Below are 16,489 nucleotides of genomic sequence, written 5' to 3'. Positions count from 1 at the left end.
TCAGCTTAGGCGGCGCTCGCCACCACAGCCGGGCGACGGGACAACAGGCTGACCAGCACGAAGCTCACCAGGCCTACACCGAGGCTGTAGTAAATCGGGGTGTTGGCATCCAGACCGTCCTTGAACATGAACAGCAGCGCGGTGGCGAAGCCCATACCCATGCTGGCGATGGCGCCGGCGGTGGTGGCGCGTTTCCAGAAGATCGCGCCCATCAGCGGGATCAGCATGCCGCCTACCAACAGGTTGTAGGCCAGGGTCAAGGCGCTGATCACGTCGTTCACCACCAGGGCGATACCCAGCACCACAATACCGGTCAGCATGGTGACCAGACGGTTGAGGCCCAGGCTCGACTGTTTGCCGCCACGCAGTTTCGGCAGCAGGTCTTCGGTCAGGGTGGTGGCAGCGGCCAGCAGGCCGGCGCTGGCGGTGGACATCATGGCGGCCAGTGCGGCAGCGATCACCAGGCCACGGATACCGTCCGGCAGGGACAGTTTTACGATGGCGGCGAAGGCGTTGTTGACGTTGTCCAGATCCGGGATCAGTACGTGTGCAGCCATGCCGATCAGGGCGCAGGCCAGACCGTAGAGAATGCAGTAGATACCGGCAGCGGTACCGGCAACCTGAGCCACTTTGGCGGTCTTGAGGGTGAACACCCGTTGCCAGATGTCCTGACCGATCAGGATGCCGAAGAAGTAGATCATGAAGTAGGTGATGATGGTGTCCCAGCCGATGGTGGTGAAGCTGAAGCTCGCCGCCGGCAGTTTCATTACCAGCTCATCCCAGCCGCCGACGCGGTACATGCAGATTGGCAGCAGGATGAACATCAGGCCCACAGTCTTGATCACGAACTGGACGATATCGGTCAGGGTCAGGGACCACATGCCGCCAATGGCCGAGTAGATCACCACGACGCCACCGCCAAGCAGTACCGAGATCCAGAACGGCAGGCCGAACAACACTTGCAGAACGGTGCCGATCGCCAGGATCGAGGTCACGCCGATCATCAGCGCGTAGGCCAGCATGATCACCGCGCTCGCGGAGCGGGCCATCGGGTTGTAGCGTTTTTCCAGCACCTGGGTAACGGTGTAGATCTTCAGTTTCAGCAGCGGTTTGGCGAGGAACAGGTTCAGCGCCACGATCCCGCAACCCAGCGCGGCACACAGCCAGAAGCCGGAGATGCCATGCACGTAGCCCAGACGCACGGTGCCCACGGTGGACGCGCCGCCCAGAACGGTGGCAGCCATGGTGCCCATGTAAAGGCTTGGGCCGAGGTTACGACCGGCGACCAAAAAGTCTTCGTTGGTCTTGGCCTTGCGCATGCCGTAATAGCCGAGCAGCAGCATCGCGGCAGCGTAGATGAGTACAACGAATAAATCCAAAGCCATTATGGCGTGTCTCCGATTGTCTTTTTTATGTGAAACAAAGGCGTTTCTGTGGGGCTGCTTTCTGTGGGAGCGAGCCTGCTCGCGAAGGCGTTCGGTCAGTCACATCGATGTTGAATGTGCCGCCGTCTTCGCGAGCAGGCTCGCTCCCACAAGTGGATCTGTGTCAGGCGGGCTGACGTATTTCAGGTTTTGCAACGGCGCTGGCACCACGGCTACGAACATCATTCGGGCCGAACACTTCGCGCGATTCCGGGAACAGGCTCAGCAGCGCCAGGTACACCAGCGAGGCCAGGCCCAGGGTCACAGGCAGGCTGATGTCGATGCCACCGGCCATTTCGCCCAGCGGACCGACGAACTGACCCGGCAGGTTCACGAAGCACAGGCCGACGGCCGCGCTCGGGATCCAGGCACCCAGGCCACGCCAGTTCCAGCCGTGGGTGAACCAGTAACGGCCACCTTTCTCGCCGCGGGTGAACACTTGCAGGTCATCCGGGCAGTAGAAGCCGCGGCGCACCAGCAGGCCGATGATCATGATCACCATCCAGGGGGTGGTGCAGGTGATGATCAGCACGGCGAAGGTCGACACGCTCTGCACCAGGTTGGCCGCGAAGCGCCCGATGAAGATGAAGGCAATCGACATCACACCGATCAGCAGCGTGGCCTTGACCCGCGACAGTACCCGTGGGAATACGCTGGACATGTCCAGGCCGGTGCCGTACAGCGAAGTGGTGCCGGTGGACATGCCGCCGATCACCGCGATCAGGCACACCGGCAGGAAGAACCAGCTCGGCGAGACTGCCAGCAGGCCGCCGACATAGTTGTTGGCCGCGATGTAGTCCGGTGCCTTGATCGCCACGATGGTGGCGGTGGTCAGGCCGAACAGGAACGGGATGAACGTTGCGATCTGCGAAATCACCACCGCCGCCATGATGCGGCGCTTGGAGGTGTCACGCGGAATGTAGCGCGACCAGTCGCCGAGGAACGCACCGAAGGAAATCGGGTTGCTCATGGCCACCAGTGCCGCACCGATGAAGGCGGCCCAGAAACCGGGTTGGCCCATGTTGACGCTACCGGCGTAGTTCGCATCGAACGGACCTGCGAAGGCGAAGATCCCAAGCAGGAACAGCAGGCTGGCACTCCACACCGCGATCTTGTTGACCCACAGCAGGAAGCGGAAGCCATAGATGCACACGGTCAGCACCAGGATCGCGAACAGACCGTAGGCCAGGCCCAGGGTCAGGTCGGTTTCCGGCAGGCCGATCAGGCGTTTGGCGCCACCGATCAGCGCATCACCCGAACTCCACACCGAGAGCGAGAAGAAGGCGATGGCGGTCAACAGCGACAGGAACGAACCGACGATCCGCCCGTGCACGCCGAAGTGCGCACCGGAAGACACGGCGTTGTTCGTGCCGTTGATTGGGCCGAACAGGCCCATTGGCGCGAGGATCAGCGAACCCAGCAACACGCCCAGCACAATCGCCCAGACGCCCGCCTGGAAAGACAGGCCGAACAGGACCGGGAAGCTGCCGAGGACGGCGGTAGCAAAGGTGTTGGAACCACCGAAGATCATCCGGAACAAGTCCGTCGGGCCTGCGGTGCGTTCGTTGTCAGGGATTTGTTCGACCCCGTAGGTTTCAATTTGCGTAAGGCTTTGGTCTTTGTTGTTGTTATTCATGATCAGCTCCGATCATAAAGGCGCGCTCATCGTGCGTGAGCGTCACCTGTGTTGGCTAAGGGAGTGGCAGCCCTTCCGGCATCGCGGACAAATTTTCGTGGCAGGCCAGCCATAGGCCTTGTTGTTCTTGGCCAGACGCTTGTTTCTTGAAAACAATCGTCTCGCGCTCCTGGCTAAAGTGCTGCTCCCCTTGCATGCGCAGCTCGGTGGCTACGTCATGGATGAAAATCGCCACGTCACCCTGCAGGCTGACGAAAGCGTTGCTCGAGGTGCACGAGAGCACCTCGAAGCCATCCTCGGCGCGCCAGCTGTCCCACATCGCCTGGTAGGCGTCGCGCGACAGCAGGGGCTTTTCGAGGGTGTAGAAGACGAAGCTGGCATCGGCGCTGAAAGCGCCGAAGTAGGCTTCGCGATCGTTACGGGCAAAAGCGGACACCAGATCGGCGGCGGCTTTCAGAACCTGATCGCGTTCGTTCATGAACCATCCTCAGCGGTGGACTACGCCAGGCAGTACGCAGAGCATTTCGTACAGCAGGTTGGCGGCCAGCAGCGAGGTGTTGCCGGTGGTGTCGTAAGCGGGCGAGACTTCTACCAGATCGCAACCGACCAGGTCGAGGCCTTGGCAGCCACGAACGATCTCGATCGCCTGAATGGTCGTCAGACCGCCGATTTCCGGGGTGCCGGTGCCTGGTGCCCAGGCCGGGTCGATACCGTCGATGTCGAAGCTCAGGTAGACAGGACCGCCACCGACTTTCTCGCGGACTTCAGCCATCAACGGCTCCAGCGATTTGTGCCAGCACTCTTCGGCCTGTACCACACGGAAGCCCTGGTTGCGGCTCCAGTTGAAGTCGTCAGCGGTGTAGCCCTGGGCGCGCAGGCCGATCTGCACCACGCGGTCCGGGTCAATCAGGCCTTCTTCAACGGCGCGACGGAACGTGGTGCCGTGGGCGATTTTCTCGCCGAACATGTGATCGTTCACGTCAGCGTGAGCGTCGATGTGCACCAGGCCGACCTTGCCGTGCTTCTTGTGGATGGCACGCAGGATCGGCAGGGTGATGGTGTGGTCGCCGCCCAGGGTCAGGGGAATCACATCGTGTTCGAGGATGTTGTCGTAGGATTCTTCGATGATCCGTACGGCATCCAGCAGGTTGAAGGTGTTGATCGCGATGTCGCCGATGTCGGCAACCGACAGCGAGTCGAACGGTGCAGCGCCAGTGGCCATGTTGTATGGGCGAATCATCACCGATTCAGCGCGGATTTCGCGAGGCCCGAAACGGGTGCCAGGGCGCAGCGAGGTACCGATGTCCAGCGGCACGCCTACGAAGGCAGCGTCCAGGCCGGCAGCGGTTTTCAAGTGGGGGAGTCGCATCATGGTGGCGATGCCGCCGAAGCGCGGCATTTCGTTGCCGCCCAGTGGTTGGTGAAGAATCTTGTCCACGGGTAGGGCCTCATCGTCGTTGTTTTATTTATAGGGTTGCGCCGTTCACGGAAGGTACGGGCACCGTTGTGGGGCGATTCTGCGAAATGTAGTGGCCGGGAAGAATCGCTACGGGCAAATACTTAGTTCAGATTTTTCTAAACTAATGGCCAGAGCGGCGGTAGACTTCACCACTCGTTTAACGGCTGATGGCTAACCCTGTAGGAGCTGCCGAAGGCTGCGATCTTTTGATCTTCATTCTTGGCGACCATGAAACCGCCGAAAATCAAGATCAAAAGATCGCAGCCTTCGGCAGCTCCTACAGGAGGCGGCCGGAAATCAAATGGTGTCAGGAGTATCCATGGCCAACGCTTTACCCGACCTGAAACTATTGCGCATCTTCGTCAGCGTGGTGCGTCACCAGGGCTTCGCCAACGCGCAGCAGGAGCTCAACCTCTCGACGTCGGCCATCAGCACCTACATGAGCCAGCTCGAAGCGGCCCTCGGCCTGGTGCTCTGCCATCGCGGCCGTGGCGGGTTCAGCCTGACCAGCAAGGGTGAGTTGTTCCATCAGGAAACCCTGCGTCTGTTGGGCGAACTCGAAGGCTTCGAACAGTACGCCGCCGCGCTGAAGGGCGAGCTGCGCGGCACCTTGAACCTCGGGGTGATCGACTCCACGGTCAGCGACAAGGCCCTGCCGTTCGCCGAAGCCATCGGCGCCTACAGCCAGGAACACCCGGCCGTGCACTTGCACCTGTCGGTGATGAGCCCATACGAACTGCAACTCGGCGTGCAGGACAACCGTCTCGACCTGGCCATCGGTGCGTTTTCCACGCGCATGAGCGGTCTGGTGTATATGCCGCTGTACCGTGAGCAACACTGGTTGTATTGCAGCACGCGGCATCCGCTGTTCAACGAGCGGCGGATTCCCGAGCAGGTCATCACCCAGCAGCGCATGGTCGGCCGTGGCTACTGGAGTCAGGCCGAGCTGGCGCGTCACGGCTTCAAGCACAGCGCCGCGACCGTGGAAAGTATGGAAGCCCAGTTGATTCTGGTGCTGTCGGGCGCCTACATCGGCTATCTGCCGGAGCACTACGCCCAGGCCTGGGCCGACAAGGGCGACTTGCGGGTGTTGCTGCCGGCGACCTTTGGTTATCAGGCGCCGTTCTCGATGATCGTGCGCCGGGGCCGTAGCCGCGAGCCGCTGATCCAGACGTTCCGTGATTTGCTTAAAGCCCAATTGAATCAGGCGTGAAGAAGATGTCCAGAATCCAGTGCCCGCGCTGCCTGCGTCCGCAATCTCACTGCCTGTGCCCGTTGATCCCGAGCCTCGACAGCCGCACCCGGGTGCTGCTCTTGCAGCATCCGAGCGAAGTGAACCATGCGCTGAATACGGCGCGGTTGGCGGCGTTAGGCTTGAACAATGCCGAGTTGATCGTGGGTGAGGTGTTCGAGAATTTGCCGGTGTTGTTGAATCGTCCGGGATATACGGCGCGGTTGTTGTTTCCGGGCGAAGCAGCGCAGCCGATGAAAGCCTATGGCTCCTCAGATGAATCGATGTTGCTGGTCGTCCCGGATGGCACCTGGCGCAAGGCGCGCAAGATGCTGCACCTCAATCCGCTGCTGGCGGCGTTGCCGAGGGTGACGCTGGCTGAAGGCGGTGTGTCCCGGTATCGGCTGCGCAAGGCACCGGGACCGGGGGCGTTGTCGACAGTGGAGGCGATTGTGCAGGCGCTGGAAACCCTTGAAGCACCGACTTCGTTTGCGCCGTTGTTGAAGCCGTTCGAAGTGTTGATCGAGGGGCAGATTGCGGCGATGGGGGAGGAGGTTTACCTGCGTAATCATTCTGAAAAATGATCGGCCCCTTCGCGAGCAGGCTCGCTCCCACATTCGACCGGGTTCCTCCAGGAGAAATACGATCGAATGTGGGAGCGAGCCTGCTCGCGAAGGCGGCGGAACAATCACCAAAAAATCTCAGCCAGAATCTACCGCTCCCGCATCGCCTCAGTCCGCGCTTTCAACACCGGTTTAAGCAGGTAATCCAGCACCGTTTTCTCCCCGGTAATAATGTCCACCGTCGCCACCATCCCCGGGATGATCAGCAGCGGTTTCACATCCCCGCCCAGATGGTTTTTGTCAGTGCGCACCTGAATCAGATAAAAACTGTTGCCCTTGTCGTCGGTGATGGTGTCGGCGCCGATCAGCTCCAGCTTGGCGCTCAGGCCGCCGTAGATCGTGTAGTCGTAGGCACTGAACTTGACCATGGCTTTCTGCCCGGGATGCAGGAATGCAACGTCCTGCGGGCGGACCTTGGCTTCGATCAGCAGGTTGTCTTCCAGCGGCACGATTTCCACCATGTCACTGCCGGGCTGGACCACCCCACCGATGGTGTTGACCTTCAACACCTTGATGATGCCGTGCACCGGCGAAACCACGGTGGTGCGAGTCACGCGGTCGTCGATGGCGATGCTAGAAGCCGTGATTTTCGACAGGTCGGTGCGTTTCTCATTCAGCTCTTTGGCCGCTTCCGAGCGGAAGGTCTGTTCAGACTCGTCGATCTTGCTTTTGATCTCGTTGATCGCCGATTCCGCCCGGGGGATCGCCAGGGTGGTGGCGTTCAATGAGCCGCGAATCTCCACGGCGCTGCGTTTGAGGCGCAGGATTTCCACCGGCGACACGGCGCCGGTGCCCACCAGCGGCGTGGACATGTTCATCTCTTGCTGCAACAACGCCAGGCTTGAGCTGAATTGACCCTGTTTCGAGCGGAACTCTGCCAGTTCCTGGGTTTTTTGCCGAAGTTGTTCGGACAGTGTGCGCTGTTCGCTCGCGAGTCGACGTTGCCGTTGCTCGTACAGCGAGCGCTCGTCTTCGGCCACTTGCGGAGCCTTGGCGATCACTTCTTCTGACAGCTTGAACGGCCGGCCTTCGGCTTCGGCCGAGAGCCGTTCGACCTGCGCGGTCAAGGCGTAGCGATCGGCTTCGCTTTCACCCTTGTTCGACAGGTAGCGCGTGTCATCCAGGCGCAGCAAGGTGTCGCCCTTGTTCACCATCTGCCCTTCGCGCACAAAGATCTCGGTGACGATGCCGCCCTCGAGGTTCTGGATCACCTGAACCTTGCTCGACGGAATTGCCTTGCCTTCGCCCATGGTGACTTCCTGCAACACGGCGAATTTGGCCCAGACCAGCGCGCAGATCAGCAACGCCGCCGCCAGCCACACGGTGATCCGCGACCAGCGCGGCGAGTCCTGCAATGAGGCGCCGGCGGTTTCCGGCATGAATTCGACTTCGGCGCTTTTGCCGAAGCTGTTGAAGTAGCCACGTCCTTTCGTTGTTACAGGCAGGTCAGCAGACATGGCCAACTCCTAAACAGCCGCAGAGCCGACACGGCCCTTGCGCAGTGCGTCGATGACTGCTTCTTTCGACCCGTCGGCGACGATCCGTCCGTTGTCCAGCACCACCAGCCTGTCCACCAGGCTCAGCATCGAGGTGCGGTGAGTCACCAGCAGCACGGTTTTGCCCTGGACCCAGCCGTGGAGTTTTTGCCGCAGGACGTCTTCGCTGCTGTTGTCCATGGCGCTGGTCGGTTCGTCGAGCAGCAGGATCGGCGGGTCGAGCAACAAGGCCCGGGCCAGCAAAACCGCCTGGCGCTGACCACCGGACAGCAACTGCCCGCGCTCGCCCACGGGCCGGTCGAAGCCTTGCGGGTGTTGCCGGGCCAGTTCGGTGACGCCGGTGAGTTCGGCCACTTCGAGCATGCGTGAGTCACTGATGTAGCGCGCGCCGAGGGTCAGGTTATCGCGCAGGCTGCCGGCCAGCAGCGGCAGGTCGTGAGCGACGTAACCGATCTGATGGCGCAGGTCGGCGACGTCCAGCTGTCGCAAGTCCAGGCCATCGAGCAATAGTTGGCCTTCTTCCGGTTCGTAGAAACCCATCACCAGCCGCGCCAGGGTGCTTTTTCCCGAGCCACTGCGACCAATCACGCCGATTCGCTCACCGGGTTTCACACTGAAGCTGACATTGGCCAGGGCGGGAGCGTTCTGGCCGTTGTAGTGGAAAGTCACGCCGACAACATCCAGCGCGCCTTGCAGTTGGGTGCGCTCAAGCGGCCGTTGTTTGGCGTCGCGCTCCTGGGGCAGGCCCATCAGCGCGTCGGTGCTTTTCATGGTCAGTTGCGCTTGCTGGTAGCGGGTGATCAGGCCGGCGATCTGTCCCAGCGGCGCCAGCACTCGACTGCCGAGCATGTAGCTGGCCACCAGGGCACCGACACTGAGGTTGCCGGCGATGATGCTGTAGACCCCGGCGACAATGGTCGCCATGCCGGACATCTGCTGGATGAACAGCGTGCCGTTGGTGGCCAGGGCCGAGAGGTTGCGGGCATGGCTGTCGAGGCGGGTGAGGGCGCCGTGGGTACTTTCCCATTTGTGCTGGCGTTCGCTTTCGGCGCTGCAGGCCTTGAGGGTTTCCAGGCCGCTGAGGGTTTCGATCAGCAACGCCTGGCGTTCGGCACCGAGGCTGAGACTTTTCTGTACGGTGTCGCGCAGGCGCACCTGGATCACCATGGCGAATATGATGGTGATCGGAAACGCCAGAATCGGAATCACCACCAGCCAGCCACCGAGCAGGCCGATCACCAGCAGCATCAGCAGGCAGAAGGGCAGGTCGATCAGGCTGGTGAGGGTCACGGCGGTGAGAAACTCCCGCAGGCCCTGGAAGTCATGAATGCTTTGGGCAAAACCACCGATGGTCGCCGGCCGTGCTTTCATCGCCATGCCGGTGATGCGCTCGAACAGGGTGGCCGACAGGATCACGTCGGTTTTCTTGCCGGCGGTATCCAGCAGGTGCGCACGAACGACCCGCAGCACCAGTTCGAAAGCGGTGCCGATCAGCAGACCGATCGCCAGCACCCACAAGGTCGAAGTGGCCTGGTTCGGCACCACGCGGTCGTAGGTCTGCATCACGAACAGCGGCACCATCAGACCCAAAAGGTTGATCAGGAAACTCGCCAGGATCGCATCGCTGTACAGCCATTTCGACAGCTTCAGCGTATCGCGGAACCACGCCTGGACCCGAGGCACCAGCGGCGAGCGCAAGTCTTCGAGTTCGTGGCGCGGGCGGGCAAACAACGCCTGGCCACTGTAGTGTTCGGCCAGCTCTTCAGGGCTGAGCCATTGTTCGCCGCCGTCGGCTTCGCTGGGCAGGATCAGCACCTTGCCGTCCTCGGCATAACGACGCAGGACGGCCGTGCGGCCGTTGTTGAGCAACAGCAGCACGGGCAGGTTGAGCGGCGAGATGTCCTTGAGGTCACGGCGCAGCAGGCGCGCTTGCAAACCGGCCCGGGCCGCTGCACGGGGCAGCAGGTCCAGGCTCAGGCGTTGGTGTGCCATGGGGAGCCCGGCACTGAGGCTGGCGCGACTGACCGTCGCACCGTGGAGTTTGCAGAGGATCAGCAGACCGTCCAGAAGCGGGTCATCGAAGCTCAGACGCGGATCGACACCGGTGTTGCCGGGTTCCATGCTGGTCAAATTGATTGCTCCCGTTGCACTACGGCAACTGACAGATATCTGCATATCTCATTGTAGGAGCTGCCGCAGGCTGTGATCTTTTGACTTTGCTTTTCAGCAAACACGTTCAAAAGATCACAGCCTGCGGCCGCTCCTGCACGGGTACTTCGTTATTTCATTTCAGGCAGACGAGCTTCGTTTTTCACTTCGCTCTGGGCGATCGCGTCGGCGGGCAGTACGACCCGTTGTTTGCTCAACAACTGACCCATGTTCGCCAGCACGCGGTACATCGAAAACTCTTCGGTGTAGCGCACTTCGGTGTAGCGACGGTTGGCGTTGTAGAGTTCGTTTTCGCTGTCGAGCAGGTCAAGCAGGGTCCGCTGGCCGAGGCCGAACTGATCCTGATAGGCAATGCGTACGCGCTTGCTGGTGTCGGCGTATTCACGGGCGGTCGGGGTTTGTTTCTTGGCATTGACCATGGCGTTCCAGGCCAGGTGAATATTTTCATTGAGCTGGCGCAGGGCATTGTTGCGAATGTCCATGGCCTGGTTGATCTTGTGCGCGTCGGAGGCCAGGCGCGCCTTGTCGCTGCCGCCGCGGAACAGGTTGTAGTTCATCACCACGCCGACCCGCCACTCGTTGTCGTGGCCTTCATCACCCTGCACGTTGTTGTTCGCGCCCACTGCCGCCTCGGCGTCAAGGCGTGGGTAGAAGGGCGACTTGGCAACTTCGTACTGGCTTTCGGCCGATTGCACGTCGGCCTGGGCGGATTTCAGGTAAGGGTTGTTTTCCACCATGCTCTGCTGGGCTTCGGGCAGGGAGGTTGGGACTTCACCACGAATCGACGGCGGGGCCTCCAGTTCATCGGGCATACGCCCGACAACGGCGTAAAAGTTCGACTCGGCGTCAGCCAGATCGACTTCGGCAGTGTCGAGGTTGTTTTCTGCCAGTGCCCGGCGAGCGCCGGACTGGTCGGCATCGGCGTTGCTACCCACGCCACGTTGGGTGCGCAGGCCGATCTGGTCGTTGACCCGCAAGTGCGCTTGCAGGTTGTTCTTGGCCAGGGTCACCAGTTCGCGGCGCTTGAGCACTTCGAGATAAACCTCGGTGGTGCGCAGGGCCAGATCCTGAGCCGTACCCTGAGCGTAATAGGCTCGCGAGTTGACCACGCCTTTGGTGCGATCGACTTCATTGGCAGTGTTGAACCCGTCAAAAAGCATTTGCCGCAGGCGCAATTCCGACTGGGTGTAGTTGAGGGTTTCGGTGTGGTGATTGCCGAGCGCCCGGGTATTGGTGTTATCGCTGTACCCGCGCCCGTAAGCGGCGTTCAGATCTACCGATGGATAAAAGCCCCCTTTGGCGACCTTCACGTCCTCGTCAGCTGACAGACGGCTGTCCACCCGCGATGCCAGTTCCGGGTGCGTCGCGATGGTGCTCTGGATCGCTTCGGTCAGCGTCATGGCCTGAGCCTGGGACGAGCAGGCCATGGCCAAAAGAACCGCGCTGCAGAGGGGGGTTAATAGGCGCATGTACATCTCCCTGATTCCTGATGGTGCTTATCAGTCGCCAATTATTTGACGACATTTATAGGTAAAGTTGTTTCATGACTTTAACAAAAGAGCTAAGAACATTCTGAAGCGTAGCTAAGAAATTTTTTTCATAACGGTTATGCCAAAAAAAACTTATGCGCTCTGCGAAATCCAGCACATTGTTCAATGCGAAAGCCCTTGTTTTATGAGCTCTGGGGCGCTCGTCGGGGGCTTGAAAAAAGTTCCAATCCACTTATCGACATAGAGCGGAGAAGTGCTGGAGGGGAGGGACGCTAGCGATCTGAAAGTGACGGTTTTTTGTCACTTGAGTGATTCAAGATCGTTACGCATCGTTCACAGGCAACATTGTTGCGCACAGGGATCCGATGCCATTGATTGCAGAGGAGTTTTCCCCAAACCGTAAACAGCGCCGTGAGCGAATGGCTGGGCGAGATCGTTGCCGGGGCCTCGGCTTACTCAAGTAAACCGGGACCCGGAACACCATTCGCCAGACAACCCGCTTGAGCCATGAGCACGTTCTTCGCACAAACAAGATGCCGACAGCGGTTGGCAGCGGAGGAAGTGCACATGGCTACGCTCATCGGAATCGTCAGTAAGGTCATCGGTCAGGTGTTCGCGGTTGCGAGCGACGGCACCCGGCGCGCGCTGGTCGAGGGGGACAAACTGTTCGCCGGCGACCAACTGAGCACTGGCGCCGAAGGCGCGGTTGCGGTGCATCTGCAAAATGGCCAGGAACTGACCCTCGGGCGCGGCAGCAGCATGCAGATGACCCCGCAATTGCTCGCCAATCAGATTCCCCATGTGGACTCGTCCGAGGCGGTGACGCCGAGCCAGGCGCAGCTGACGGATGTCGAACAGCTGCAAAAAGCCATTGCGGCGGGCGACGACCCGACCCAGACAGCTGAAGCCACGGCTGCCGGGCCGACTACGACGAGCGGTGTACCGGGCGGCATCCAGGGCAGCGGCCATAGTTTCGTCATGCTCGAAGAAGTGGGTGGGCGAGTCGATCCCACCATCGGTTTCCCCACTGCCGGTTTCAACGGCATTCCCGAACTTCCCGAAGAACGCCTGAACGCTAATCCGGACAATAACGCTGTAGCGACCGATACCCCTGTGGTGCCGCCAGTGACGCCTGAGGTGCCGAACAATCCGGTCACCCTTGATGGCCTGTCGGTGGAGAATGGCGAGCTGACCGTCAATGAGGCCAACCTGGCCGACGGCTCGGCGAGCAACCCTGGTGCGCTGACCCAAAGCGGCACCTTCACCGTCAATGCACCCGACGGGCTGACCAGCCTCAGCATCGGCGGCATCAACGTGATCAGCGGCGGCGTGGCGGCAGGCTTTCCGCAGTCGGTCACCACCCCGCTGGGCAGCACACTGACCGTCACCGGCTATAACCCGGCCACGGGCGTGGTCAGTTACAGCTACACCCTCAACGGTGCCGAAACCCATGCAGGCGGTGAGGGGGGCAATACCCTCAGTGAACACTTCGCCGTGGTGGCAGGCGACAGCAATGGCGATAGCGTCACCGGTTCGCTGGATATCAACATCGCCGACGACGTGCCCCAAGCGGTCGACGACAGCAATGGCATCGCCTCGGAAACCTTGCTGACGCTGAACGGCAACGTGCTGACCAACGACGTACAAGGCGCCGACCGGGTAACCATTGGTGAAGGCACTGGCCCGATCACCCCCGGCACCTTCACCGGTACCTACGGTACTTTGGTGCTCAATGCCAACGGCACTTACACCTACACGCTGAATACCAGCGACGCCGACTTCAAGGCGTTGCACGGCGGTGGCGACGGCACCGAAAGCTTCACCTATACGCTGACGGACGCCGATGGCGACAGCAGTACGGCGACCCTGGTGCTGCAGATCCACAACAACGATGACCCGGACACGATTGGCGGTTTGAATATTGGGGGCGGCGAGTTGACCGTCTTCGAGAAAAACCTCGGCGACGGCAGTACCCCGGATACCACGGCGCTGACTCAGAACGGCACCTTCACCGTCACCGCGCTGGACGGCATCACCAGCCTGACCGTCGGCGGCATTGCCGTGGTCACCGCGGGTGTGGCGGCGGGCTTCCCGCAATCGATCACCACACCACTGGGCAGCACCCTGACCATCACCGGCTTCAACGCCGCGACCGGCGTGGTGAGTTACAGCTACACACTCAATGACAACGAAGCGCATCCGACCGCCAACGGCGCCAACACATTGCCTGAGCAGTTTGCCGTGACCCTGGTCGATGACAACGGCACCACGGCCACCGGCAGTCTCGACGTGAACATCGTCGACGACTTGCCACAAGGCGTGAACGACAGCAATGCTTCGACGGCGTCGGAAACCTTGCTGACCCTCAACGGCAACGTATTGACCAACGACGTACAAGGCGCCGACCGGGTAACCATTGGTGAAGGCACTGGCCCGATCACCCCCGGCACCTTCACCGGTACCTACGGTACTTTGGTGCTCAATGCCAACGGCACTTACACCTACACGCTGAATACCAGCGACGCCGACTTCAAGGCGTTGCACGGCGGTGGCGACGGCACCGACACTTTCACCTACACCATCACCGACGCGGACGGCGACAGCAGTACCGCCAACCTGGTGCTGCAGATCCACAACAACGATGATCCGGTGACGATTGGCGGTTTGAACGTCGAGGGCGGTGAGTTGACCGTCTTCGAGAAAAACCTCGGCGACGGCAGTACCCCGGATGCCACCGCGCTGACCCAGAACGGCACCTTCACCGTTACTGCACTGGACGGCGTCACCAGCCTGACCGTCGGCGGTATTGCCGTGGTCACCGCGGGTGTGGCGGCCGGCTTCCCGCAATCGATCACCACACCGCTGGGCAGCACCTTGACCATCACCGGCTTCAACGCGGCGACTGGCGTGGTCAGCTACAGCTACACCCTCAACGACAACGAAGCGCATCCGACCGCCAACGGCGCCAACACATTGCCTGAGCAGTTTGCCGTGACCCTGGTCGATGACAACGGCACCACGGCCACCGGCAGTCTCGACGTGAACATCGTCGACGACTTGCCACAAGGCGTGAACGACAGCAATGCTTCGACGGCGTCGGAAACCTTGCTGACCCTCAACGGCAACGTATTGACCAACGACGTACAAGGCGCCGACCGGGTAACCATTGGTGAAGGCACTGGCCCGATCACCCCCGGCACCTTCACCGGTACCTACGGTACTTTGGTGCTCAATGCCAACGGCACTTACACCTACACGCTGAATACCAGCGATGCGGATTTCAAGGCGTTGCACGGTGGTGGCGACGGCACCGACACTTTCACCTACACCATCACCGACGCGGACGGCGATACCAGCACCGCCAACCTGGTGCTGCAGATCCACAACAACGACGATCCGGTGACGATTGGCGGCTTGAACGTCGAGGGCGGCGAACTCACCGTCTTCGAGAAAAACCTCGGCGACGGTAGTACCCCGGATGCCACCGCGCTGACCCAGAACGGCACCTTCACCGTTACTGCACTGGACGGTGTCACCAGCCTGACCGTCGGCGGCATTGCCGTGGTCACCGCGGGTGTGGCGGCGGGCTTCCCGCAATCGATCACCACACCACTGGGCAGCACGCTGACCATCACCGGCTTCAACGCCGCGACCGGCGTGGTCAGTTACAGCTACACCCTCAACGATAACGAAGCGCACCCGACCGCCAACGGCGCCAACACCTTGCCTGAGCAGTTCGCCGTGACCGCCGTCGATGACAACGGCACTACCGCCATCGGTTCACTGGACGTCAACATCGTCGACGACCTGCCGAAGGGCGTGAACGACAGCAATGGCACTGCTTCGGAAACCCAACTGACACTCAACGGCAACGTGCTGACCAACGACGTACAAGGCGCCGACCGGGTAACCATTGGTGAAGGCACTGGCCCGATCACCCCCGGCACCTTCACCGGCACCTACGGCACCCTGGTGCTGAATGCCAACGGCACCTACACCTACACGCTGAATACCAGCGACGCCGATTTCAAAGCCCTGCACGGCGGTGGCGACGGCACCGACACTTTCACCTACACCATCACCGACGCGGACGGCGATACCAGCACCGCCAACCTGGTGCTGCAGATCCACAACAACGACGATCCGGTGACGATTGGTGGTTTGAACGTCGAGGGCGGCGAACTCACCGTCTTCGAGAAAAACCTCGGCGACGGTAGTACCCCGGATGCCACCGCGCTGACCCAGAACGGCACCTTCACCGTTACTGCACTGGACGGTGTCACCAGCCTGACCGTCGGCGGCATTGCCGTGGTCACCGCGGGTGTGGCGGCGGGCTTCCCGCAATCGATCACCACACCACTGGGCAGCACGCTGACCATCACCGGCTTCAACGCCGCGACCGGCGTGGTCAGTTACAGCTACACCCTCAACGATAACGAAGCGCACCCGACCGCCAACGGCGCCAACACCTTGCCTGAGCAGTTCGCCGTGACCGCCGTCGATGACAACGGCACTACCGCCATCGGTTCACTGGACGTCAACATCGTCGACGACCTGCCGAAGGGCGTGAACGACAGCAATGGCACTGCTTCGGAAACCCAACTGACGCTCAACGGCAACGTGCTGACCAACGACGTACAAGGCGCCGACCGGGTAACCATCGGTGAAGGCACTGGCCCGATCACCCCCGGCACCTTCACCGGCACCTACGGCACCCTGGTGCTGAACGCCAACGGCACCTACACCTACACGCTGAATACCAGCGACGCCGATTTCAAAGCCCTGCACGGCGGTGGCGACGGCACCGACACTTTCACCTACACCATCACCGACGCGGACGGCGATACCAGCACCGCCAACCTGGTGCTGCAGATCCACAACAACGACGATCCGGTGACGATTGGTGGTTTGAACGTCGAGGGCGGCGAACTCACCGTCTTCGAGAAAAACCTCGGCGACGG

General features: G+C 61.1%; 10 protein-coding genes. 3 read left to right on the top strand and 7 right to left on the bottom strand.

What is annotated here, in order from left to right; translation table 11 throughout:
• Window positions 1–5 precede the first annotated feature (5 nt).
• From CD175_RS22225 to speB, 4 genes are all read right to left on the bottom strand, one after another.
• Window positions 6–1,385: a sodium:solute symporter family protein gene (locus tag CD175_RS22225; RefSeq protein WP_104450463.1), complete on the bottom strand. Its 1,380-nt coding sequence runs from the start codon at window positions 1,383–1,385 to the stop codon at window positions 6–8.
• A 163-nt stretch (window positions 1,386–1,548) separates the two neighbouring features.
• Window positions 1,549–3,060, bottom strand: a complete 1,512-nt coding sequence (locus CD175_RS22220; protein WP_104450462.1) for a purine-cytosine permease family protein — start codon at window positions 3,058–3,060, stop codon at window positions 1,549–1,551.
• A gap of 55 nt (window positions 3,061–3,115) precedes the next feature.
• Complete coding sequence (locus tag CD175_RS22215; RefSeq protein ID WP_104450461.1) at window positions 3,116–3,538, bottom strand: YybH family protein; 423 nt, start codon at window positions 3,536–3,538, stop codon at window positions 3,116–3,118.
• A 9-nt stretch (window positions 3,539–3,547) separates the two neighbouring features.
• Window positions 3,548–4,498 (bottom strand): agmatinase, encoded by a 951-nt coding sequence (gene speB / locus CD175_RS22210; protein ID WP_104450460.1) that lies wholly within the window; start codon window positions 4,496–4,498, stop codon window positions 3,548–3,550.
• A 340-nt stretch (window positions 4,499–4,838) separates the two neighbouring features.
• Here speB and CD175_RS22205 point away from each other — a divergent pair, with 340 nt between their 5' ends.
• Together CD175_RS22205 and CD175_RS22200 are read left to right on the top strand one after the other, a co-directional pair.
• The gene (locus tag CD175_RS22205) at window positions 4,839–5,732 is read left to right on the top strand and encodes a LysR family transcriptional regulator (protein ID WP_007972518.1); all 894 of its coding nucleotides are present in this window, start codon (window positions 4,839–4,841) and stop codon (window positions 5,730–5,732) included.
• Between the two features lie 5 nt (window positions 5,733–5,737).
• Window positions 5,738–6,334, top strand: coding sequence for a tRNA-uridine aminocarboxypropyltransferase (locus tag CD175_RS22200; protein WP_104450808.1), 597 nt, complete (start codon window positions 5,738–5,740; stop codon window positions 6,332–6,334).
• Between the two features lie 128 nt (window positions 6,335–6,462).
• On the opposite strand, the gene CD175_RS22195 is transcribed toward CD175_RS22200, so the two are convergent.
• The 3 genes from CD175_RS22195 to CD175_RS22185 all read right to left on the bottom strand — a co-directional run bounded on the left by CD175_RS22195 (window position 6,463) and on the right by CD175_RS22185 (window position 11,507).
• On the bottom strand, window positions 6,463–7,830 hold the full coding sequence (locus tag CD175_RS22195; protein WP_104450459.1) for an HlyD family type I secretion periplasmic adaptor subunit: 1,368 nt from the start codon (window positions 7,828–7,830) through the stop codon (window positions 6,463–6,465).
• A gap of 9 nt (window positions 7,831–7,839) precedes the next feature.
• Window positions 7,840–9,999 carry a type I secretion system permease/ATPase gene (locus tag CD175_RS22190; protein WP_104450458.1) on the bottom strand — a complete coding sequence of 720 codons (2,160 nt, stop codon included), beginning with the start codon at window positions 9,997–9,999 and terminating at the stop codon, window positions 7,840–7,842.
• 149 nt (window positions 10,000–10,148) lie between these two features.
• Entirely contained in the window at window positions 10,149–11,507 is a 1,359-nt protein-coding gene (locus CD175_RS22185; RefSeq protein ID WP_104450807.1) for a TolC family outer membrane protein, read from the bottom strand.
• 588 nt (window positions 11,508–12,095) lie between these two features.
• On the opposite strand from CD175_RS22185, the gene CD175_RS22180 reads away from it, so the two are divergent.
• Window positions 12,096–16,489: retention module-containing protein (locus CD175_RS22180; protein ID WP_146094599.1), on the top strand; the 4,394-nt coding region annotated here is incomplete at its 3' end.

The sequence above is a fragment of the Pseudomonas laurylsulfatiphila genome, assembly GCF_002934665.1.
GTDB classification, from domain to species: Bacteria; Pseudomonadota; Gammaproteobacteria; order Pseudomonadales; family Pseudomonadaceae; genus Aquipseudomonas; species Aquipseudomonas laurylsulfatiphila.
The sequence above is the reverse complement of the archived record's forward strand: the minus strand, read 5'-3'. Positions and strand labels throughout refer to the sequence as shown.

Coding starts and splice junctions, on each gene's coding strand:
- CD175_RS22225 (WP_104450463.1), bottom strand. CDS start 1,385: ATGGCTTTGGATTTATTCGTTGTACTCATCTACGCTGCCGCGATGCTG.
- CD175_RS22215 (WP_104450461.1), bottom strand. CDS start 3,538: ATGAACGAACGCGATCAGGTTCTGAAAGCCGCCGCCGATCTGGTGTCC.
- CD175_RS22200 (WP_104450808.1), top strand. CDS start 5,738: ATGTCCAGAATCCAGTGCCCGCGCTGCCTGCGTCCGCAATCTCACTGC.
- CD175_RS22195 (WP_104450459.1), bottom strand. CDS start 7,830: ATGTCTGCTGACCTGCCTGTAACAACGAAAGGACGTGGCTACTTCAAC.
- CD175_RS22205 (WP_007972518.1), top strand. CDS start 4,839: ATGGCCAACGCTTTACCCGACCTGAAACTATTGCGCATCTTCGTCAGC.
- CD175_RS22220 (WP_104450462.1), bottom strand. CDS start 3,060: ATGAATAACAACAACAAAGACCAAAGCCTTACGCAAATTGAAACCTAC.
- CD175_RS22185 (WP_104450807.1), bottom strand. CDS start 11,507: ATGCGCCTATTAACCCCCCTCTGCAGCGCGGTTCTTTTGGCCATGGCC.